General features: G+C 43.5%; 19 protein-coding genes. 14 read left to right on the top strand and 5 right to left on the bottom strand.

Annotated elements, in window-relative coordinates; genetic code table 11:
* Positions 1 to 98: 98 nt before the first annotated feature.
* Together PSI22_RS08585 and kdsB are read left to right on the top strand one after the other, a co-directional pair.
* Positions 99 to 278: a Trm112 family protein gene (locus PSI22_RS08585; RefSeq protein ID WP_038180020.1), complete on the top strand. Its 180-nt coding sequence runs from the start codon at positions 99 to 101 to the stop codon at positions 276 to 278.
* 3 nt (positions 279 to 281) lie between these two features.
* Positions 282 to 1,031: a 3-deoxy-manno-octulosonate cytidylyltransferase gene (gene kdsB, locus PSI22_RS08580; RefSeq protein ID WP_273579386.1), complete on the top strand. Its 750-nt coding sequence runs from the start codon at positions 282 to 284 to the stop codon at positions 1,029 to 1,031.
* Positions 1,032 to 1,120: 89 nt separating this feature from the next.
* Here kdsB and elyC read toward each other — a convergent pair whose 3' ends face one another.
* A complete protein-coding gene (gene elyC / locus PSI22_RS08575; protein WP_273579385.1) occupies positions 1,121 to 1,927 on the bottom strand; it encodes an envelope biogenesis factor ElyC in 807 nt (268 codons plus the stop codon).
* A 153-nt stretch (positions 1,928 to 2,080) separates the two neighbouring features.
* Here elyC and cmoM point away from each other — a divergent pair, with 153 nt between their 5' ends.
* From cmoM to PSI22_RS08515, 12 genes are all read left to right on the top strand, one after another.
* Entirely contained in the window at positions 2,081 to 2,866 is a 786-nt protein-coding gene (gene cmoM / locus PSI22_RS08570; RefSeq protein WP_038206312.1) for a tRNA uridine 5-oxyacetic acid(34) methyltransferase CmoM, read from the top strand.
* On the top strand, positions 2,863 to 4,185 hold the full coding sequence (mukF, locus tag PSI22_RS08565) for a chromosome partition protein MukF (protein ID WP_273579384.1): 1,323 nt from the start codon (positions 2,863 to 2,865) through the stop codon (positions 4,183 to 4,185). The genes cmoM and mukF overlap by 4 nt, the downstream gene beginning before the upstream one ends.
* Positions 4,166 to 4,888 carry a chromosome partition protein MukE gene (gene mukE / locus PSI22_RS08560; protein ID WP_038180004.1) on the top strand — a complete coding sequence of 241 codons (723 nt, stop codon included), beginning with the start codon at positions 4,166 to 4,168 and terminating at the stop codon, positions 4,886 to 4,888. The genes mukF and mukE overlap by 20 nt, the downstream gene beginning before the upstream one ends.
* A complete protein-coding gene (gene mukB, locus PSI22_RS08555) occupies positions 4,885 to 9,336 on the top strand; it encodes a chromosome partition protein MukB (protein WP_273579382.1) in 4,452 nt (1,483 codons plus the stop codon). The genes mukE and mukB overlap by 4 nt, the downstream gene beginning before the upstream one ends.
* A 99-nt stretch (positions 9,337 to 9,435) precedes the next feature.
* A complete protein-coding gene (locus PSI22_RS08550) occupies positions 9,436 to 10,026 on the top strand; it encodes a GrpB family protein (protein WP_238125554.1) in 591 nt (196 codons plus the stop codon).
* A 300-nt stretch (positions 10,027 to 10,326) separates the two neighbouring features.
* A complete protein-coding gene (locus PSI22_RS08545; RefSeq protein ID WP_273579381.1) occupies positions 10,327 to 10,962 on the top strand; it encodes a CatB-related O-acetyltransferase in 636 nt (211 codons plus the stop codon).
* Between the two features lie 517 nt (positions 10,963 to 11,479).
* Complete coding sequence (locus PSI22_RS08540; protein ID WP_273579380.1) at positions 11,480 to 11,695, top strand: hypothetical protein; 216 nt, start codon at positions 11,480 to 11,482, stop codon at positions 11,693 to 11,695.
* A complete protein-coding gene (locus PSI22_RS08535) occupies positions 11,695 to 12,630 on the top strand; it encodes an aldo/keto reductase (RefSeq protein ID WP_051863150.1) in 936 nt (311 codons plus the stop codon). Before PSI22_RS08540 ends, PSI22_RS08535 begins: the two co-directional genes overlap by 1 nt.
* A 44-nt stretch (positions 12,631 to 12,674) precedes the next feature.
* Entirely contained in the window at positions 12,675 to 13,340 is a 666-nt protein-coding gene (locus PSI22_RS08530; RefSeq protein WP_273579379.1) for a 2OG-Fe(II) oxygenase, read from the top strand.
* 60 nt (positions 13,341 to 13,400) lie between these two features.
* Complete coding sequence (locus PSI22_RS08525; RefSeq protein WP_273579378.1) at positions 13,401 to 15,290, top strand: hypothetical protein; 1,890 nt, start codon at positions 13,401 to 13,403, stop codon at positions 15,288 to 15,290.
* 43 nt (positions 15,291 to 15,333) lie between these two features.
* Positions 15,334 to 16,551: an ATP-grasp domain-containing protein gene (locus PSI22_RS08520; RefSeq protein ID WP_046337188.1), complete on the top strand. Its 1,218-nt coding sequence runs from the start codon at positions 15,334 to 15,336 to the stop codon at positions 16,549 to 16,551.
* 76 nt (positions 16,552 to 16,627) lie between these two features.
* The gene (locus PSI22_RS08515; RefSeq protein ID WP_155272407.1) at positions 16,628 to 17,956 is read left to right on the top strand and encodes a hypothetical protein; all 1,329 of its coding nucleotides are present in this window, start codon (positions 16,628 to 16,630) and stop codon (positions 17,954 to 17,956) included.
* A gap of 47 nt (positions 17,957 to 18,003) precedes the next feature.
* On the opposite strand, the gene PSI22_RS08510 is transcribed toward PSI22_RS08515, so the two are convergent.
* From PSI22_RS08510 to PSI22_RS08495, 4 genes are all read right to left on the bottom strand, one after another.
* Positions 18,004 to 19,233 carry an MFS transporter gene (locus PSI22_RS08510; protein ID WP_273579377.1) on the bottom strand — a complete coding sequence of 410 codons (1,230 nt, stop codon included), beginning with the start codon at positions 19,231 to 19,233 and terminating at the stop codon, positions 18,004 to 18,006.
* Between the two features lie 63 nt (positions 19,234 to 19,296).
* The gene (locus PSI22_RS08505; protein WP_273579376.1) at positions 19,297 to 19,830 is read right to left on the bottom strand and encodes a P-loop NTPase family protein; all 534 of its coding nucleotides are present in this window, start codon (positions 19,828 to 19,830) and stop codon (positions 19,297 to 19,299) included.
* On the bottom strand, positions 19,823 to 20,518 hold the full coding sequence (locus PSI22_RS08500; protein WP_038218472.1) for a tyrosine-protein phosphatase: 696 nt from the start codon (positions 20,516 to 20,518) through the stop codon (positions 19,823 to 19,825). The genes PSI22_RS08505 and PSI22_RS08500 overlap by 8 nt, the downstream gene beginning before the upstream one ends.
* A 2-nt stretch (positions 20,519 to 20,520) precedes the next feature.
* The gene (locus PSI22_RS08495) at positions 20,521 to 21,615 is read right to left on the bottom strand and encodes an aminotransferase class I/II-fold pyridoxal phosphate-dependent enzyme (protein WP_273579375.1); all 1,095 of its coding nucleotides are present in this window, start codon (positions 21,613 to 21,615) and stop codon (positions 20,521 to 20,523) included.
* Positions 21,616 to 21,638: the final 23 nt, after the last annotated feature.

Here is a 21,638-nt window from a genome sequence, read left to right as displayed (position 1 = left end):
TCATCACAACATTCAACAAAATAACAGAGTTAACGGTGATACATTGCTTGTGGTATTCTGAACCGCATTAAATTCGAAGCCCGTCATTTGGGGGATATATGGATCACCGTTTACTCGAAATCATTGCTTGTCCGGTATGTCACGGTAAGCTTAATTACGATAAAGAAAACTTTGAACTGATTTGCAAACTTGACCGCCTCGCTTTTCCCGTCCGTGATGGCATTCCTGTGCTGTTAGAAAATGAAGCACGCGCCCTGCCAGCAGAGGAAGAAAAATAATTCATGTTTACCGTTATCATTCCAGCGCGTTTTGCTTCAACTCGCCTGCCCGGAAAACCGCTGGCTGATATTCATGGCAAGCCAATGATTGTGCGTGTTATGGAACGGGCCATCCGCTCCGGTGCCAATCGGGTGATTGTGGCGACAGATAACCAAGCCGTTTTTGATGCAGTCACTGCCGCAGGCGGTGAAGCTTGCATGACAAGTGCGCATCACCATTCAGGTACAGAGCGTTTAGCTGAAGTCATTGAGCAATACCAATTTGCTGATGACGAGATCATCGTGAATGTTCAAGGTGATGAGCCACTTATCCCAGAACAAATCATTAAGCAGGTCGCCGATAATCTGGCAGAAAGTGATGCTGGAATGGCAACACTTGCAGTGCAGATCCAAGATGCAGAAGAAGCATTCAACCCTAACGCTGTAAAAGTTGTGATGGATGCGCAGGGCTATGCGCTCTATTTCTCACGCGCCACGATTCCGTGGGAACGTGATCGCTTTATGCAGTCAAAAGAAACAGTTGGGGATAACTTCTTGCGTCATATCGGGCTTTATGCATATCGGGCAGGATTTATCCGTCGCTACGTGCAATGGGCGCCAAGCCCATTGGAAAGCATTGAGATGCTCGAACAACTGCGGGTGCTTTGGTACGGTGAGAAAATTCATGTCGCGAAAGCGCTACAAGCGCCAGGTGCAGGGGTAGATACACCTGAAGATTTGGAAGCGGTCAGAAAAGCCTTTGCTGAGTGTTGAACACGTTATCCGGTATAACAGTCAAAAGAGAATGCCGCGGAAGCGGCATTCTCTTTTTTCAGTATGATTTTGGCTCTCACTGTTTTCTATTAAGAGTTCTCTGATTTCTCGGTTGTTGCCTCTTTATTTACTGGCTTTATTGCCTGCCAGATTTTACCCAGCGTTTCATACCAAGCTCGTTCCGTATGTGAAAAATAATAGGCGGATGGAATGTATTTTTCCCATGCATACAGTGGAGTTGTCACAGCCAGTTGATTGGCAGGGCCTGCGATAGGGTGCATACCACGCCGTTCGAAGAACTTGAGCGACCGTTCCATATGATTGGCGGAAGTGACCAGAATAAAAGGTTGTTGCCCAAGCACTTTTTCAACTTCAGCAGCTTCTTCTTCCGTATCTAAAGGTTCTCTTAATGCAATCGTGTCTTCTACAGGAATTCCCAAAGATTGTGCTACCATAGCAGCGATTTCGGCACTACTGATTGAATTAACGCCTTTACCACCCGTGAAAATCATTTTAGTGCCAGGATTAAGGTGATATAACCGAATACCTTCGGTGACTCTGGGCAGACTATTACTGATAAGGTTGGCACTGGGCGCCCATTGTGAGTTGTAAGTGAAACCGCCACCGAGAACAACAATGTATTTTACGGGGGCAGTATATGCTTTGTCAGGCTCATAGCGTTGAACATACTTCCCTTCGACAGGAAGTAAAAGTTTGTCAGCAATCGGCTGTAAACTAAATAAAAGTAGCGCAAGCCAACTCAGTGACAGTATGGCTTTACCCGTTTTTTGCCAGCGGGTGAACCACAGTAATAGCAGGGCTGTCAAAGAAACAAGAATAATCAAAGGCAAAGGCATTAATAGCGCGCCAACATATTTTTTAAGCAGAAATAACATTGATTGGCCTTGGTTTGGTGGAATTATAGCCGCCTAGGGTCGAATTTAGGGCTAAAAGTAGTGAATTCAATGATTACTGTGCCAAAATAACAGTAGCCAGCATTATTACTCAATAAATAAATTAAACTTAGCTTATCAGTGAGGCAGTTTTTCATGCGGGATCGCAATTTCGATGATATTGCAGACAAATTTTCACGTAATATTTACGGCACAACCAAGGGTAAAATCAGGCAGGCCGTTGTCTGGCAGGATATCAACGAATTGCTGAATCATTTACCTCAGCGCCCTCTGCGCATTTTGGATGCGGGAGGCGGTGAAGGAAACATGGCTTGCCAATTGGCTGAATTAGGCCATCAGGTCATATTATGTGACCTCTCTGAAGAAATGATCCTGCGGGCGAAATGTAATGCACAAGAGCGGGGTGTTCTCCATCAGATGCAATTTATCCAAAGCCCGGTACAGGATATTGGTCAACACATTAAACAACCCGTCGATTTAATTCTATTTCATGCCGTATTGGAATGGATCACTGACCAAAAAGATGCGATAGAAACATTGGGGGAGATAATAACACCCGGTGGAGCACTTTCATTAATGTTTTATAATGCTAATGGACTGGTCATGCGTAATGCCATATTGGGTAACTTTCATTTGGCAACGCCAAATATTCAGCGTCGCCGAAAGCGTTCTTTATCGCCACAGAATCCATTAGTACCCGAACAGGTATATCAGTGGCTTATTGAACTCAATATGGAAATAACAGGCAAAACAGGCGTCAGGGTTTTTCACGACTACCTACAAAGCCGCCAATTACAGAATACAGATTTTCCGGCGTTGCTTGAACTTGAACAACGTTATTGCAGACAGGAGCCCTATATCAGCCTGGGGCGTTACATTCATGTGATGGCACGCAAGCCGACTTTAAAGAGTGAATTATGAGTGAATATTCCCAGACTGTTCCTGAACTTGTGTCCTGGGCCAGAAAGAATGATTTTTCGATTTCGTTGCCACCGGAACGCTTGGCTTTTTTGATGGCAATCTCAGTGCTGAACAGCGAACGTTTTGATGGCGAAATGAGCGAGGGAGAGTTGGTTGATGCGTTCCGTGAAGTTTGCAAAGGTTTTGAACAAACGTCAGAGGCGGTTGCTGTCCGGGCGAATAATGCCATTAACGATATGGTACGCCAAAAGCTGATTAACCGCTTTACCAGTGAATTAGCGGATGGTAATGCTATCTATCGGTTGACGCCATTGGGTATTGGTATCAGTGACTATTATATTCGCCAGCGCGAATTTTCCACGTTGCGTCTTTCCATGCAGTTATCCATTGTTGCCAACGAACTGCATCGGGCGGCTGAATCTGCTGAAGAAGGCGGCGATGAGTTCCATTGGCACCGTAATGTTTTTGCGCCGCTCAAATATTCTGTCGCTGAAATTTTTGACAGCATCGATATGTCACAGCGTACTATGGATGAACAGCAAAACAGCGTAAAAACAGACATTGCTGCACTCCTCAACCAAGATTGGCAGGCTGCTATCGCTAATTGCGAGCATTTACTGTCTGAAACGTCAGGCACATTGAGAGAGCTCCAGGATACACTGGAAGCTGCTGGTGATAAATTACAGGCCAATCTACTGCGTATTCAGGATGCTAATATGGGCAGCGGTGGCTCAGAATTGGTAGATAAACTGGTTTTTGATCTGCAAAGTAAACTCGACCGCATTATTAGTTGGGGGCAACAGGCTATCGATCTCTGGATTGGCTATGATCGCCATGTTCACAAATTTATCCGTACCGCTATCGATATGGATAAGAACCGCATATTTGCTCAACGTCTCCGCCAATCTATCCAACACTATTTTGATCATCCGTGGGCGCTGACCATCGCCAATGCAGAGCGTTTGCTGGATATGCGCGACGAAGAACTGACATTGCGCAATGAAGAGGTAATGGGAGAATTACCGCCAGACATGGAATATGAAGAATTTAGTGAAATCAACGAACAATTGGCCGAGATAGTGGAGCAGGCGCTGGCGGTTTATCAACAGGCCAAGCTTCCATTAGATTTGGGGGCAGTACTGCGCGATTACCTTGCTCAATATCCACGCAACCGCCATTTCGATGTGGCGCGTATTCTGGTGGATCAGGCAGTACGGCTGGGCGTTGCAGAAGCGGATTTCTCTGGGTTGCCAGCGGAATGGTTAGCGATTAATGATTACGGAGCCAAGGTGCAGGCACATGTCATCGACACATATTGAACAATTTATGCCAGTCAAACTGGCTCAGGCATTATCCAACACACTTTTTCCTGAATTAGACAGCCAGCTTCGTTCAGGGCGTCACATTGGGATGGATGATCTTGATAATCATGCTTTCCTGATGGATTTTCAGGAGGAGCTGGAAACGTTTTATGCTCGCTATAATGTTGAGTTAATCCGTGCACCAGAAGGTTTTTTCTACCTGCGTCCGCGCTCAACGACGCTGATCCCTCGATCTGTCCTGTCTGAAATGGACATGATGGTAGGTAAAATCCTGTGTTACCTCTATCTCAGCCCAGAACGTCTGTCCAATCAGGGAATATTTACCTTTCAGGAACTGTATGACGAGCTATTGTCGCTCGCTGACGAAAGTAAGTTGATGAAATTGGTGAACCAACGTTCGACAGGTTCCGATCTGGATAAACAAAAACTACAGGAAAAAGCACGGACTTCCCTAAACCGCCTGCGCCGTTTGGGGATGGCCTATTTCCTGCAAAATGACAGCAATAAATTTACGATTACTGAAACGGTATTCCGCTTTGGTGCAGATGTACGCAGTGGTGACGACCCACGCGAAGCACAATTACGAATGATCCGTGATGGTGAAGCGATGCCGGTGGAAGGCAATTTATCGCAGGAAGATAATGAACACGAAGAAGTATCAGAGCATTCAGCAGAAGGTGCGGAGGATAAACAGTCATGATTGAACGCGGTAAATTTCGCTCACTGACGCTAGTTAACTGGAACGGTTTTTTTGCCAGAACGTTTGATCTTGACGAACTCGTGACCACCTTATCCGGTGGTAATGGTGCAGGTAAATCCACCACGATGGCAGCGTTTGTGACAGCGTTGATCCCTGACTTGACGCTGCTTCATTTCCGAAACACCACGGAAGCGGGCGCAACCAGTGGCTCCCGTGATAAAGGTTTGCACGGTAAACTGCGTGCCGGGGTCTGTTATTCCACGCTGGATGTCGTTAACTCTCGCCACCAGCGGATCATTGCGGGGGTTCGCTTACAGCAGGTTGCCGGGCGTGACCGCAAGGTTGATATCAAACCATTCATGATTCAGGGTGTCCCTGCATCGGTACAGCCAACGCAGTTATTGACCGAAAATATCGGCGAACGTCAGGCGCGAGTTCTGCCATTAAATGAGCTGAAAGAGCGCCTTGATGAGATGGAAGGCGTTCAGTTCAAACAATTTAACTCTATCACCGATTACCATTCCCTGATGTTTGATTTGGGAGTGATTCCAAAACGCCTGCGTTCAGCCAGTGACCGTAGTAAGTTTTACCGTCTGATAGAAGCATCGCTATATGGTGGTATTTCCAGCGCTATTACTCGCTCATTGCGTGATTACTTACTGCCAGAAAACAGTGGCGTTAGAAAAGCGTTTCAGGACATGGAGGCGGCACTGCGTGAAAACCGCATCACGCTGGAAGCAATCCGCGTTACCCAATCTGATCGCGATCTGTTTAAGCATCTCATCACGGAAGCGACAGCTTATGTTTCTGCTGACTACATGCGTCATACCAATGAGCGACGTACCCATCTGGATGAAGCCTTGGCCTTGCGCAGTGAATTGTTTGGTAGCCGCCGTCAATTAGTGGCTGAACAGTATCGCCATGTTGAAATAGCACGGGAGCTTACGGAACAGAGTGGTGCGTCTTCTGATTTGGAGATGGATTATCAGGCGGCTAGCGATCATCTGAATTTAGTTCAGACGGCCATGCGTCAGCAGGAGAAAATAGATCGTTATCAAGGCGATATTGAAGAGCTGACTTATCGGCTGGAAGAACAGACTGAAGTTGTCGAAGAAGCGAAAGAGTTACAGGCAGAATATGACGCCGTGTCTGAGGCGGCTGAACAGGAAGTTGATGAATTAAAAAGCCAGCTTGCTGATTACCAGCAGGCGTTGGATGTTCAACAAACTCGCTCGATCCAATATCAACAGGCGCTGCAAGCACTGGAACGTGCCCGTGAGCTTTGTCAGCTCCCTGATTTATTGATAGAGAATGCTGATGAGTGGCAGGAAACCTATCAGGCCAAAGAACAACAAGCGACTGAAACCTTGCTGGCGCTGGAGCAGAAGCTAAGTGTGGCAGATGCTGCCCATAGTCAGTTTGAGCAGGCTTATCAACTGGTGAAAAATATTGTTGGTGAGGTGAGCCGTAGCGGAGCATGGCAAAGTGCCCGTGAAGTACTGCGCGAATGGCCATCCCAACGCCATCTGGCGGATCGTGTTCAGCCTCTGCGTATTCAATTAGCTGAATTGGAACAGCGCCTGAACAGCCAGCAAAATGCAGAGCGCTTACTGGGGGAATTCTGTAAGCGCCACAACCAGCAATATCAGCCGGAAGATTTAGAAGCGTTGCAGGGCGAATTGGAAGCCCAGTTGGAAGAGTTAAGCCTGAATGCCAGTGAAAGCGGCGAGCGCCGTATGCAGATGCGTCAGCAACTGGAACAACTTAAGCAGAAAATTCAGGGATTGACAACACGTGCACCCGTTTGGCTGACGGCACAGGATGCATTGAACCAACTTTGTGAACAGAGCGACGAAACGTTCGAAAGTGCCAATGATGTCACTGAATACATGCAACAATTGCTGGAGCAAGAACGCGAAACTACCGTCGAACGTGACGATGTAGCAGCACAGAAACGTGAGCTTGAAAAGCATATTGAGCGTTTGAGCCAGCCAAGTGGTGCCGAAGACAGCAGATTGCTTGTATTAGCGGAACGTTTTGGTGGTGTTTTGCTGTCAGAAATTTATGATGACATCACCATTGATGATGCACCTTATTTCTCCGCATTGTACGGGCCAGCCCGTCATGCCATAGTTGTGCCGGATCTTTCGTTGGTAAGTCCACATCTGGAAGCACTGGAAGATTGCCCGGAAGATCTCTACCTGATCGAAGGTGATCCGCAATCCTTCGATGATAGCGTTTTAGATTTCGAAGAGCGGAAAAATGCTGTTTTGGTGAAATCATCAGATCGTCAGTGGCGTTATTCCCGTTATCCTGACGTTCCGCTGTTTGGAAGGGCTGCAAGGGAAAATCGTCTGGAAATACTGAACTTTGAACGTGATACGCTGGCAGAACGCTATGCAACGCTTTCGTTTGACGTCCAGAAAATCCAGCGTGCTTATCAGGCTTTCAGCCGTTTTGTAGGCAAACATCTGTCAGTTGCATTTGATGACGATCCAGAAGCTGATATTCGTAGTTTGAATCAGCAGCGAACTGAACTGGAGCGCGAACTCTCTCAATTTGAAGCGCAGACTCAACAGCATCACCAGAAACTGGCTCAGGTAAAAGAGAGTCTGTCAGCGCTGAACCGCCTGATCCCACAAATTACCCTCTTGCTGGATGAAACGCTGATTGACCGTGTGGAAACGGCGCGTGAAGAAATGAGTGAAGCACAAGATTCGGCTCGTTTTCTGCAACAACATAGTCATGCACTGAACAAACTCGAACCGCTGGTTTCTGTCCTGCAAAGCGATCCACAGCAGCATGAGCAGTTGAAGCAGGATTATGAGACGGCGAAGCACACCCAGAATAAAGCGAAACAGCAAGCTTTTGCTTTGACGGAAGTGGTGCAGCGTCGCGCACATTTCAGCTATAGCGATTCTGTAGGAATGCTCAGTGACAACGCTGATCTGAATGATAAATTGCGCCAGCGCCTTGAACATGCGGAGTCTGATCGCAGCCGTGCCCGTGAACAATTGCGTCAGCAGCAATCACAATACGCCCAATTTAATCAAGTATTGGCCTCATTGAAGAGTTCCTATGACACTAAGCAGGATATGTTGAAGGAACTTGAGCAGGAGATGAGAGACATCGGTGTTCAGGCCGATCCGAATGCAGAAAGTCGTGCCCGTGAACGCCGCGATCAGCTTCACGCTGCCTTGAGCACCAATCGTTCCCGCATCAACCAGCTTGAGAAACAGATCGCATTCTGTGAAGCCGAAATGGAAAACCTTCAGAAGAAATTGCGTAAATCTGAGCGTGACTATTATCAGAAACGTGAGCAGGTAGTTTCTTCGAAAGCCGGCTGGTGTGCTGTTATGCGGATGGTGAAAGACAATGGTGTCGAACGTCGCCTCCATCGCCGCGAACTAGCCTATATGAATGGAGATGAACTGCGTTCAATGTCGGATAAAGCGCTGGGGGCATTGCGTCTGGCGGTGGCAGATAATGAACACCTGCGTGATGCACTGCGTTTGTCTGAAGATCCCAAACGTCCAGAACGTAAAATTCAATTTTTCGTTGCTGTTTATCAACATCTGCGTGAGCGTATCCGCCAAGATATTATCCGTACCGATGATCCGGTTGATGCCATTGAACAGATGGAAATTGAACTGGCTCGTTTGACGGAAGAATTGACGGCGCGTGAACAAAAACTGGCGATCAGTTCCAAGAGTGTGGCCAATATCATTCGCAAGACGATTCAGCGCGAGCAGAACCGTATTCGCATGTTGAATCAGGGATTGCAGGCTGTTTCTTTTGGTCAGGTAGGAGGAGTGCGTTTGAACGTCAATGTACGTGAAAGCCATTCAATCTTGCTGGATGTGCTTTCCGAACAGCAGGAGCAACATCAGGATTTGTTCAAGAGCCAGCGTCTGACTTTCTCGGAAGCGATGGCGAAACTTTACCAGCGTCTGAACCCACAAATTGACATGGGGCAGCGTTTACCGCAGACCATTGGTGAAGAATTACTGGATTACCGTAACTACCTCGAATTGGACGTTGAAGTCAACCGTGGCTCTGATGGTTGGCTCAAAGCTGAAAGTGGAGCATTGTCTACGGGTGAAGCCATTGGTACAGGGATGTCAATTCTGGTTATGGTCGTGCAGAGTTGGGAAGAGGAATCACGGCGTCTGCGTGGTAAAGACATATCACCATGCCGTCTGTTGTTCCTTGATGAAGCGGCGCGTTTGGATGCGAAATCAATCGCTACGCTGTTTGAACTGTGCGAACGTTTGCAGATGCAGTTAATTATCGCAGCGCCGGAAAACATCAGCCCAGAAAAAGGTACAACGTATAAATTAGTACGTAAAATATTTAATAATCATGAACATGTACATGTCGTTGGTCTGCGTGGTTTTGGACAGGATGCTCCGGCCATTGAACAGCCTCAACCCATCTTGGAAGAGTAATTCTGGCGTTGGGTGATGTTTCTATCGTGCAAAGAGGTCATATTGGATATGATCTCTTTTAATCCATTGGGTATAGATAGAAAAATAAGGAGTGAATTAATGATAAATCCTAAAGACATTATCTTTTTTCCAGAGCCAGATCCTAATGAAAATCCTTGGGTGCATGGTAAACCTGCTGAAGAGGTGATAGGTGTTGTGGCATATAATCCTGAATGGGTAGTTACATGGCAGCAACTCTCTGCATCTATCAAGAAAGCACTGGGAAACATTGTCTTGCATATTGAGCACGTTGGTTCAACCGCAGTTCCTGGTCTTGCAGCCAAGCCGGTTATTGATATCGATCTGATTGTGCTAGATCCAATTCAGGAACAAACTTATGTTCCGGCGCTGGAGCAGCTTGGTTATGACTTAACGGTGCGTGAACCGAGTTTTTATCAACATCGCTGCCTACGGTTGGCAAAACCACGAGTCAACCTTCATGTTTTTGGTCCAGATTGTCCTGAACACATTCGCCATATTTTGTTTCGCGATTGGCTCAGAGAACATCCTGAAGATTGTCAACGATATATGGCTGCGAAGATAAACGCCAAAGATAATGTCAGTCAGGTAATGCACTATAATCAGAGAAAAGAACAGGTTGTACGTGAGATTTACCAGCGTATATTTCAAAGCCAGGGATTATTGTCATAATTTCTGACTGTTATGCTGACATTGTTATATTTTGTTAGTGCTCATTCGGGTAAAACAAACAGCCATATTGCTTTGGAAAAATTGACGTATTTATTGTCATTCTAAAACCATCTCCTACGGAGATGGTGATCGTTCCTGTGGAGTTATGTCAGTAGGTTGTTCAATCATGGGGAATAAATATTATAAATCTCTATCATAATATAATCTGGTAAAATTCAGCATGAATATGACTTTAAGAGAAATTTCTCTTAAAGTGGATAAACTGAGCTATCCTTTTACTATTTTTTTGGATAATTATTTATGAGTGGAAACCAAAAACATTGGTCACAAGTTGAGTATTTACATTCAACAGTAACCAACCCCAATATAAATATTAAAGGCACGCACAGTTATTATAGTCACTGTTGGAGTGATAGTTTTGAGAAGAGTGTTGTTCGTTATCTTTATGGTGATGAAATCAGTCTTGGGTGGGAACCTTTAGGTGTCGTTGATAAGCTTTACATAGGAAATTATGTCTGTATCGCATCAGAAGCTGTCATTCTGATGGGAGGCAATCATACTCATAGAATGGACTGGTTTTCTGTCTATCCTTTTTTGGAAGGTATTAAAGAATCCTACCAACATTCCGGTGATACGATTTTGTCTGATGGGTGTTGGATTGGTATGCGTTCAATGATCATGCCTGGCGTCACGATTGGAGAGGGAGCGGTTGTTGCTGCGGGGAGTATTGTCACGAAAGATGTTTCTCCGTATACCGTAGTGGGTGGAAATCCTGCCCGATTCATTAAATATCGTTTTGAACCCTCTGTTATATCGAGATTGTTGGCGTTAAAAATCTATGATCTGGATGAAGAGATGGTGGAAAAATTACTTCCTTATTTGAAAGGAGATGATATAGACTCCCTTGAATCAGCTTATTATTCTATTAATCAATAACAGATTGTTTGTTGACATATTTTTACCCTAAACGAAAAATCGTCAAGAAAGGCGGTTTTTCGCAGATCAAGTTGCTGCTTTGTTGGTTGCGTTCATTCACACCAATCATAGAGTTATCTATACTCCTGAGGATTTCCTCACTTGCCGTCACGCTGCAATTTGAAATCTACTGGCTATAACACCTATCTTGCCTATTAAACTCTTAGTTAATGACCATCAAAAAAATCTAATTGCTTTTGTTGAAATTAAACGTCATTGTTAATTGAAAATATATTTTACATGATTCATGTTAAGTAAGTAAGTAAGTAAGTAAGTAAGTAAGTAAGTAAGTAAGTAAGTAAGTAAGTAAGTAAGTAATAAGTAATAAGTAATATTATTATTGACTTGATTCGTTTCTAATTAATTTTAATTCAATAAATATCATTAATGAAAAATATTACCTATTTATCTGGCATAAATGGGAAGTGAAAATTGGATATTGAAAAAATTTTATATTAACGAGAATGAGAGTTGATTTATGAAAAATACAACGAAAGATGTGAATGATCTTCTGGATGATTTAGTTTCTAAACCTGAAGTGCAAGCTCGCTGGGAAGATGTCCCTGAGCAAGTAATGCAAGAATATCAACTGACACCTGCACAATATCGAGCGCTTTCTGAAGGAAATATAGATGCCCTGATCAATGAAGGATTGGCTGATAGACATGTCCAGCAAATGAGGGTTAGTTGGTAATGATCGACTATAGTTCACGTTTCCTGAAAACCTCTGGCTTGTGGGTATCCCGATTGGCTGTCGGGAGCAGTCATTTTGGTTTGGGAGTCAGTAGAAAAGAAGTCATGCATATTGTTTCCACGGCGTTGGATATTGGTGTGAATTTCTTTGATACAGCAGACGTTTACGGAAAAGGTGAAAGTGAAATAGCGCTGGGTAGGGCGTTATATGGGTATCGGCATGATGTTGTTATCGCAACAAAATTTGGTCATGATGAAACGGCAAGGGGGGCAAGCCAGACCGTAATGACACAATCCCTGAACAACAGCTTGAAGCGGTTGAATACAGATTATATCGACTTATATCAGTTACATGCACCGGATTTATCAACTCCTATCGAAGAAACTATCTCAACTCTTCAAGCATGGGTAAAAGAAGGAAAAATTCGAAGTTACGGTATTTGCAATGTGAAGTCATCAGAAATCAAACATTACTGCTGTACCGCACAGACAATGGGAGGCGCTTTACTGACTAGCGTACAAAATCCCTTGAATATACTGAACTACCCAGATTATGAAGAAATAAAGCCTTCTCTTAAGGAATTTCAGCTTGGCTTGTTGGCCTCACTTCCTTTGGCTCGTGGGCTGCTGGGAGGACATTATCGTACTGTGCTGGATGTTCCCTGTACGCATCCATTGTCTGGTTATAAAGGTCTTGGTTATCGCAATATTCGGACAAAAAATGCAATCGGCCGACTGATGCATGCTGCAAAACAATTAAATCGTCCCCCGTCCGTATTGGCACTGGAAGTGATACTGGCAAGCGAAGATCTAGTTTCCGTTCTGGTTGGGATCAGTAATTCCAATCAGCTACTTTCCCTGATTGATCTTAATCCATCATTGATTCAGCAAGAAACGATTGATTATCTCCTTGGGCGACGCCCAGAGCTGGGTTAAAGGTGTACCAAAAATTAATTCATTATTTATTGGAGGTCTATTAAATGGCTGAAGTGCTTAATCTAAACGCTTTAAAGAGAATGAAACTCAACCATGATCCTTCACCGTGGGCAATGTGTGATAACACATTTCAGAAAACGATCTCGGCTGATATGTTTCCGGTAAGCCACTGGACTTACCATTCACAGCGCAAACTCGCAGAGGCTCTTGGCAAGACAGGATCAGATGAATGGTATCAACATAACGTAAAAACCCGTCCTCTTTTGGAATTAGGTGAAACAGAGCCTTACGCACCCGATGAACTGGCAGATATCTGGTTGGTGGTGGCGGAGGATCTTCTGTCAGATGATTATCGTGAATGCATCAGTGATGTCAGCGAATATGATGTTAGTAAATTACAGTTTCAAGCACATTTTTGGGAGTTTGGCCCTGGTTCTTTCTTTCAACCTCATGTGGATAAACCCCATAAAATAGTTACCCATTTGATGTATCTGACGGACGATTGGGTTCCAGAAATGGGCGGATGTCTGCAATTGCTACGCTCTGCTGATCCAAAAGATGTTGTTGTTGAAATTGCTCCGAAAAAGAACACCTCAGCGATTATTCGCAGAACAGATTCAGCTTGGCATGCTGTCACATCAATTCCCAAAGAAATGCAGTCAGTGAGAAAGGTCTTACAAGTATGGTTCTGGGATAAGCCGGTTGTCTGATAAAAATTACCAGTATGGTCGTTGGGCTAACAACGACTCTAATCAGTTTGGAATAGTCACATGATAAATTGGCTGAATACACTTTCTGAATATGATGATGCGGTAGCTTCTGGCTCAGGAATCCCAATTATAAGGCCAGAAAAACCCTCGCAAGAAGCGCGCTGGCATCAGGTGATGGCTGAAATGTATGCAGAGGAATTTCGCATAAGCCACAACAAGGATGTCGCAATATTGAACATTGGCGAAAATACGGACTCTATGGCCTTATTATATACAAAAGTCATGGGCTATCGTGTTATCCCAGTTAACGACATTCATAACATAAAATTGCTGATACAGGAGATTAGCGAAAAAGATATTCTTATCATAGCAATGGCGTATGAACTGAAAGTAGGTTTGGTTGCCAGCATATTGGAAACGGTCGCTCAGGCTGGAAAAAACATAGGTTTTCTGTGTGGAAGAGATCTATCCAGCCTTAGCTATTTAGTGGCTAAATCATTGCTTCAACCTTCACTTTCAGAACAGCGTGAATGCTTGATCGATGCCCCAAAACACAAATATACAAATGATGAAAACGATCTTGAGCAACTCATTCTTTTGCTTTCCCAGCCATCAATGCTGAAAACAATCAGAAGCCATGGTGAAGGGAGTCATGCAAAATTGCCTTCACTGACCGTTTGTGGGCTGTTGGAAGAAACAGAATTTCCTCTGATGCCTTCGTGTGGATGCTCAAGAATGGCGCGGCGGTGTAAACGTGCTCATGGAAAAACACACGTATTTTATGGTCTGGATATTCGGGCTTATGTCATTAACTATATTTGTTGTAATGGCTTCAATATTGCAGAGGAACTTTATCCCTCCCCAGTATCAATGACACTGGCATTGACAGAAGGATGGTCAGCCGCTGTTTTGGCACCTATCCGCCCATTGATCGCTCCTGATTATCTTTTGACGCTATTTAGACAGATGGCACAAGAAAAAGTACCGCTTGGGCAAATCGCGGCTGCACTTAATGACGCTTGTGCTGCATTAGGACAGCCTTTTACCTTTGTGCTTCTTGGTGATCCGGCTTTACAGTTGGCGTTACAAGATGTAAGCCAGCATCAACCGGCAGATAAATGTGACCGTGTGGAAACAGAAACAACCTGCGGAGCTATTGGATGGATTAAGGCTGTATTGGAAGAAGGCATTCATGGGCATCGTTTGCTGCGATCCATTGATGCGTGGTTAGGCCGCACTGTGGTTGACAAGTTATCCAGCCTGCGCGAGAAGCTGACAAATATTGAACGGATGGCACTATTTACCCTGAAAAAACAAGAAGTTGTTTATAATCCAGATGATTATAAACAACTCTTGCGAAATAATGCACTTATCCAAATCTTAATTAGCCAGTGGGAAAAAATACTAGTTTCTTTATTGCATGAAGGCCGTGAAAGTTTTGATGCTTTTGATTTGCTTCATTATGATCAACTGCTCAATGTGGTGAGAACAGCCGAACCATGCCAGCGGTGTGGGACACCGATAGAAATTTCTTTATTCGGTAATTCAGAGGCAACGACGGGAAGCAGTGAAACTTATCTATGTCGGGTGTGTGGCCCGCTTTCCGCTCATCGTCACGGAGGCATTTACCTGGAGAATCTGACGGAAATCTTGAGCGCCCGGCAAGGAGAGAAGGTGGCGGCTAAAATACGGCTCTATGTTCCTCATTCTGACAATCCGGTCTCTCATCGAATACATCTCGAACTGCGTGGATATGATAAATCCACGGGGCAATGTTTTGCTTCTGAAATAAAAACAACGGAATTACGGCATGACGATGTCGTAATATTTGATATTAAATTGGATGAAAATCAGGGATGTGATTTGCACAGTATTCGGGTTATCGCTGTATCTGGTTTTAATATCGCTTTTCTCCGTATTCGTTTGGCTTGTTTACCCAAGCAGCCATAGGAAGAATATTTTTTATATCATCAAATTACGGCAGGGAAATATTATGAGAGTACTTGTTCTCAATCGTCGCCCTATTGTAGAAAAAATCGCATTATGGTTTGCCCAGACAAATGCCGAGGTTTTTCTTGTAACACCGAAAGTATTGATGCCGACATCGGCAAATTCATCTGATAGGGGGCATCAATATTTCAAGGAAATTTATTCTGTTGATAATTACGATTCACCTGCTGTAAATGAATTGATTATGAAGGTAGTCGAAGAAAAACATATTGACCGCATTGTTTCCGCAACAGAAATTGACGTATTACGCGCAGCGCAGGTGCGCCGAAAAATGGGTTTAATTGGGCAGGATGAAGTCTCGGCACTCTCTTACCGTAACAAATGGATCATGAAATCTCGGCTCCAAAAACATGGGATACCGGTTGCTAGAATGCAGCAAGTCGTTGATCGGCAGTGGGTTGAGGAGTTTGCCCATAAATACGGTTTTCCTATCGTGATTAAACCTGTAGAGGGGGGTGGATCGGTTGGTGTTCAGATCATTCACCATATCGGGCAGTTACAGCACATCGATTTCGAGCAATTGAAACAAGGTTACCTTGTTGAAGAATGGATTGAAGGAGAATTTTTCACCATTGACGGGTTAATGAGAAATGGCATGATGCTTCACTGCTGGCCTTCGCGTACGACTGCCAATTTTTCGGCCGTCAGTGGGAATTCCACGCTGCTGAGTTGGATGTTATTAGCGGATGATCCTCTGACAGCGCAGTTATCCACTCTGGTGTCACGAGTTATCATGGCTCTTCCGCCTACACCTGATACTACGGCATTTCATGCTGAAGCCTTCTTTTGTGAAAAGACACAGCGTCTTGTTTTGTGTGAAATTGCATGTCGCCCAGGAGGAGCAGGGCATGTGCCTGTCTATGAAATGGCATTTGGCTTGAATTTGTATAAAGAAACTTTGCTGGGCCAAGCGGGATTGTGCTCACAGGAAACCTATCGAGATGTTTATCCTCACGCTATGGCGGGATTTGCTTGGTTTCCTCCCAAAGAGGCGATTTTTGGCTATGCTCCTGAAAGCTGCCCTGTTGACGGCATCAATGGCTATCAGCTTATGGCGTGTTCCGGCCAGCGTTATCAATCACCTCACTCCATATCTGATCACATCGCCAAGGCGTTTGCTTTGCAGCCAGTTGATTGTGATCCGGCTAAAGTGATTACCGAGGTTGATGTGTGGTGGAAAACAAATGTGATCTGGAATTAAGTCGGTAAAGCAAAAGATAAAGGGGCTGGATTCGACTAATAAGTGCAATTTTTCACACTTTATGGATGGGAATGAAATGACTAAGCAACTGATATCAGATAATTGGTTCACTGAAATTACCAAGGCTCTAAAGGAATATTGGCAGAACCGTGAGGTTGGTTTTCTTATCGATTACTCAGATAATCTGGATACACTGAAAGCCCTGATGTTTGAATTACAAACATGTGGCGCCAAAATAAAGGCAATAATATCTGTATCAGATGAGTCTTGGCGCCCCAAAGGGGTATTGTGCTGGCATATTGTGAATATTAATCAACGCCCCCTGAAAGAGATATTGGAAAACCAATGTATGAGTATAAAACATTGGTTAGACAAAATAGATCCAGAAAGAAATATCACTTTTTTAGGGGGTGTCAGATTACCGCTTTCTCAATTTGCAGACCGACCTGTTTATGGTTGGCAGAAACCCGAATGGGCGCAATTTGAAGATAAAATCTATATTGATGACAGCCTTCGTCGGTGGGGAATTAATACACCTGCTTATCAGATCATCGATCCTAATATTAATGATGCAGTGGCGGCATTTCACCTTCTCAATAAAGGAAAAGGCGTAATATTGGCCATTGATGGCTCGGAGTCATTTAGCGCAGGGGCAAATGGTTTGGCTTGGATCAAGGATCATCATGAGATTGCCCATGTTTTGGATAAATTCCGCGATAAAACCAGAAAACTTCGGGTAGCTGAATTTATACAAGGAATTCCGTGCAGTATTCTTGCGATGGTACTGCCAAATGGTGTTGCTGTTTTTGATCCGATAGAAATACTGACCGTCTTTGAAAAAACGACCAACCATCTGCTGTTTTGTGGATCATCTAATCGCTGGCAATCAGGAAAAGCAGAGGATGTCATGCGTCACTGTACGCGTCTAGCAGGGCAGAAACTTGCAGAAGAAGTCGGCTATCGCGGTATTTTCAGCCTTGATGGGATATGGACAGGCAGCGATTTTTTTGCGACAGAAATTAATCCGCGCCATGCTTCTGGATTGGGGTTACGTCGTGCAGCCCCTATGTTTCCTTGTTATCTATTTAACCGGGCGGTTCAGGAAAATAGCCCTTTTATTATGAATATCGACTCCGTTCGAGTAGAAATGACATTACGTGGTATGGTACGAAATTATTCAGGCCAAGATATTATCATATTAGATAAAGATGAAAAACAGCAAAGAGTAATAGAAATTGAAGCCAATGATAATATGATTGTGCTTGGTGTTCCTTCTGAAGGAATCGATGCACTTATTCACTGTTCACTGAATCAGGAAAAATTGCTTGGCAATATTGTTGCTGAACTGGCTAGCAAAGTTTCTGATCTCGATTACATTAGTTTTGTCAACCGTGATATAAACTAATGGTATATATACCCAATCAAATGATTTTTTGATCATAATCACGCAATTCAGAGAATGATGGCTCTGTCGCTTTGATATTTATTGAGAATAAGAAATCCGATGCCAGCCAATGTAACATATAATATGATACTTCCCCATAATAAGGTGGTGGAAAAACTGAGAAGTTGAGTGAATAACCAGGGTGCAACGACGGTTGCACCGCCAAATGCAAATTGGAGAATGGAAGAATAACGCCCTTCATAACCAGAGCGGGAAAACATTAATATTGCTACACCTATCTGCGCGCCGAGAATGGCTTCAGAAAGACTAAGCAGAATGGTCACGATAAAAATTAAGATAAATTGTAATAAAAGATCGCCATTAAGAAAGAAAATGATGCCATACGCCACAGTTTGTAAAAAACCTGACCAGGCCAGTGATTTCAGACAACCAAATTTATTGCTTAATCTTAATGCAACCTTCTGAAAGCAGGGAATACCGAAACACAGCCCTGTAAAAACAAAAACAGCAAACCAAGAGGGAAGGGCGCGTTCAATAAGGAAATAGTAAGGTAATACAATCTCAATGCTTTTTCCTGCTAGTAGCAATATGCCAACCAAAAAGACGAAAACCAGGTATTTTTTATCGTTAATGATCGAAAAAGATGAAATTTTCATCTTGTCTTCCTGAACCGCTTCTTGAGTGTCTTCGTTAATTTTCTTGGCTGCTTTTTGAGTGATCATGAAAATAATCATTCCTGAAATAAAATAACCGAGTGAATTACCCCAAATTATGAAGTCAGCAATATTATTAGACATTCCGTCCTTGCCAATAAAGAACATGGATAGCAATGCACCGCAGCCAAGCCCGATATTTCGGCAACTGTTTATAATGGCAAATACATTGAGTTGGGTATTTTTAGCAGGAAATAGTGTCCTTATTGCGGCTGGATTGGCACACCAGAAAATACGTTCACCAATTGAAACAAACATAACAATAACGGCTATCTGCCACGGTGTTGAAACAACCATCATCCAAGGAAAGGCAATAAATCGCAGTAGGCTTCCTATCAGGGTTGAGTGGGATGGCCCCAATTTATCAGCCAGTAAGCCTGCTGGGAAACCAGCAATGAGCAGGGCTATTATGGCACCGATTGTCATTGCCAGGCCAACTTCTACAATGTTTAACTCCTGAACCAACACTAAGTAAAAAATTGCTATGGGTCGCCAGATCCCACCGCCCATACTACCGATGGCCATTGCCACTAAAAACAGGCGTCCCTGAATATTCAGCGCCATGATTGTTTTCCTCTAATCCAATTAATGAGTGGTAATATTCCAAACGTAGATGAAGATATTTATTTAATGATTGAGTTTGTAATATTTAGCCATGTTATTTAAAAATTCTTCTACTTGCGCCCATGAGGTGAGACGAATATAGACGCCATTAAAATCGGCCAACAATAATTTGTCTTTTTTAAATTGGTGTTTGCGATAGTTCAGGATTTGACGAAAAAAATTTAAATTCACTTTTTCGTGGCAGCCAGAGGCCATATCTGGTCTTTGCTTTCCATACCACTTAAAAACACGTTTTACTGCCTGAAATAAACAAACATAGGTTGGCATATAGAGATGAATGACTGTATCTGCTTTCTTTAAGCGTTGTGACAAACTGGAACCATAATTGCCATCAATAATCCATCTTGGTTTATTCGTTAAGAGTAACAATTTCTGTTGCCACTCTTCTGCTGAAGGAGCAACCCATCCTTCACACCAATATTCTTTATCAAGATGAAATAGAGGAATGGAGCAAATATCATTCAATCTTTTGGCAAAAGATGATTTTCCTGCTCCCGGAGAGCCAATAATTAAAATACGATGCATATCATTAATCATGATCATTCCTGTTTAGTTCAGTTATTTTTCTCCATTTATCAAGTAGAGGAATAATCGTATGCCCCAATAATTCATAACGACGGGCTTGAAGATGGTTGGGAACACCGTTTCTTTGTGCTTTATCTTGAATCAATTGATATTGACGACGGAGGAATCTGGCAGATAAAGCAAAATCATGTGCGATGTCTGCGGTAGAAAATTTGAGTTGATAGAGAACCGCAGCCGCTACAAGCCCTGTACGATCTTTTCCCAGACTGCAATGGAGTACAACATTGCCAGCATGGAGTAATTCTGTCACTGTTTGTGCAATGGACCATGCTGCCGTACTCATGGTGAAATAAAGATCGACATAATCAGATTGTTTGACGATATGAGAAAGATGGTTTTCTGGTGGTTTAAATCGAATGGGGAGAGCCAGATATTTTATTATTTCAGGAAGATCATGACTATTGAATTGCGGTTCATATTCTTCAGGTGTACGCAAATCTACCCAACTATTTATGGGTAATATCCCAGATAATGTATTTAAACTGGCCTTTTCTTTCCCTCGTTGTATACCACAACGGATAAGTGTTCCACGACTATTGTTATCGGTATGGTTGGTACGCAATATTCGCCCATTCAGGATATCAGCATGATGTATCGGGCAAATGCACAGTTTATTGACATGGTTGAAATGTGTTCTCATTGTTATTCACTATATTTATATTCCGAAGGGAAAAGTTGTTTGAGGAATTTCACCATCAATGCCAATTCACCAATACCAATCCTGATGTATCCATCCATTCTTTCTTGTGAACTCATATTACGGATGTAAAATCCACCCAAGGCTGCTGTTTTCACCAGTTGAGCAGGACTGTCACCACAGATTTTGACATTAATGAAATTGGCACCGGAAGGAAGGATCTGCCAATTCGGGCGTAGTTTCATTATGGTTCCAATGACATATTCCCTTGCCTGAATAATGGATTGGCAGATTTGTTTGATTTGGTATTCCTTTACCAAAATACCTTGGAGTACTGCCCAAGCGCTTCCTGAGATAGCGGCTTCCGTTCTTTCTTGAGACAAAATATCAATAATAGTTGGAGAAGCTATCACGGCGGCGATACGGGCACCTGCTAGGCCGTAGCCTTTTGAGAATGAACGAACATAGATGATATGTTCAGGCTGGCCTAAAACGGCTAAATGATCAATGTTGCCAAATGCTATGAAACACTCATCAATGACCAGCAAATGACCCTGTCGTATACAAGAGTTAGAAATCGCTAATATTGTTTCATCATCAAATTCTATGCCCGTCGGGCTATTGGGATTTGAAATGGCAACAATGGATGGCGGTGTAGTTTGAATGGTGTCCAATAATGTTTTGAGACAGAAATTCTCAGTACACTGATCATTGAAATAAATCGGTAATATGTTGATCTGATTAAGATTGGCATGATCAATCCAACCAAAATAGTTAGGTATTGGAATAATTAATCTGCCTGTTGTACGTGCAATCAGACGCAATATCAGGCCAATGGCAATATCTGATCCTGGAGTGAAATAAATACAGGAAGAATCAATCCCCAGCATTTTTGCAGCACGGTTATGCTCAATTTGTGGGTAAGGATAAAACTGGTGTCGCTGTGGAGGAATATCAATATCCTGTATCATCTTCGTCAACGCTGTATGATGTAATTCACCACTGCGCAAGTTTGTGCCATGCTCCAGAAATTCTCTTGTGCGAGAAGGGCGCTCAGGGGCCAGAGGCAATGGATAATTGATTGATGTTATATCTGCCATTTATACACTCCATAATTAGAACG

Origin of the sequence: Xenorhabdus aichiensis (assembly GCF_028598775.1) — a bacterium.
Lineage (GTDB): Bacteria > Pseudomonadota > Gammaproteobacteria > Enterobacterales > Enterobacteriaceae > Xenorhabdus > Xenorhabdus bovienii.
Note: the sequence above shows the minus strand (reverse complement) of the source record. Positions and strands in the feature narration are given on the sequence as shown.

Bases quoted from the DNA above. Each gene is read 5' to 3' on its own strand.
- PSI22_RS08525 (WP_273579378.1), top strand. From the start codon at position 13,401: ATGATAAATTGGCTGAATACACTTTCTGAATATGATGATGCGGTAGCT.
- mukE (WP_038180004.1), top strand. From the start codon at position 4,166: ATGTCATCGACACATATTGAACAATTTATGCCAGTCAAACTGGCTCAG.
- PSI22_RS08500 (WP_038218472.1), bottom strand. From the start codon at position 20,518: ATGAGAACACATTTCAACCATGTCAATAAACTGTGCATTTGCCCGATA.
- PSI22_RS08535 (WP_051863150.1), top strand. From the start codon at position 11,695: ATGATCGACTATAGTTCACGTTTCCTGAAAACCTCTGGCTTGTGGGTA.
- PSI22_RS08515 (WP_155272407.1), top strand. From the start codon at position 16,628: ATGACTAAGCAACTGATATCAGATAATTGGTTCACTGAAATTACCAAG.
- PSI22_RS08540 (WP_273579380.1), top strand. From the start codon at position 11,480: ATGAAAAATACAACGAAAGATGTGAATGATCTTCTGGATGATTTAGTT.
- PSI22_RS08550 (WP_238125554.1), top strand. From the start codon at position 9,436: ATGATAAATCCTAAAGACATTATCTTTTTTCCAGAGCCAGATCCTAAT.
- PSI22_RS08545 (WP_273579381.1), top strand. From the start codon at position 10,327: ATGAGTGGAAACCAAAAACATTGGTCACAAGTTGAGTATTTACATTCA.
- PSI22_RS08520 (WP_046337188.1), top strand. From the start codon at position 15,334: ATGAGAGTACTTGTTCTCAATCGTCGCCCTATTGTAGAAAAAATCGCA.
- PSI22_RS08495 (WP_273579375.1), bottom strand. From the start codon at position 21,615: ATGGCAGATATAACATCAATCAATTATCCATTGCCTCTGGCCCCTGAG.
- mukB (WP_273579382.1), top strand. From the start codon at position 4,885: ATGATTGAACGCGGTAAATTTCGCTCACTGACGCTAGTTAACTGGAAC.
- kdsB (WP_273579386.1), top strand. From the start codon at position 282: ATGTTTACCGTTATCATTCCAGCGCGTTTTGCTTCAACTCGCCTGCCC.
- PSI22_RS08585 (WP_038180020.1), top strand. From the start codon at position 99: ATGGATCACCGTTTACTCGAAATCATTGCTTGTCCGGTATGTCACGGT.
- PSI22_RS08505 (WP_273579376.1), bottom strand. From the start codon at position 19,830: ATGATTAATGATATGCATCGTATTTTAATTATTGGCTCTCCGGGAGCA.
- PSI22_RS08530 (WP_273579379.1), top strand. From the start codon at position 12,675: ATGGCTGAAGTGCTTAATCTAAACGCTTTAAAGAGAATGAAACTCAAC.
- elyC (WP_273579385.1), bottom strand. From the start codon at position 1,927: ATGTTATTTCTGCTTAAAAAATATGTTGGCGCGCTATTAATGCCTTTG.
- cmoM (WP_038206312.1), top strand. From the start codon at position 2,081: ATGCGGGATCGCAATTTCGATGATATTGCAGACAAATTTTCACGTAAT.
- mukF (WP_273579384.1), top strand. From the start codon at position 2,863: ATGAGTGAATATTCCCAGACTGTTCCTGAACTTGTGTCCTGGGCCAGA.
- PSI22_RS08510 (WP_273579377.1), bottom strand. From the start codon at position 19,233: ATGGCGCTGAATATTCAGGGACGCCTGTTTTTAGTGGCAATGGCCATC.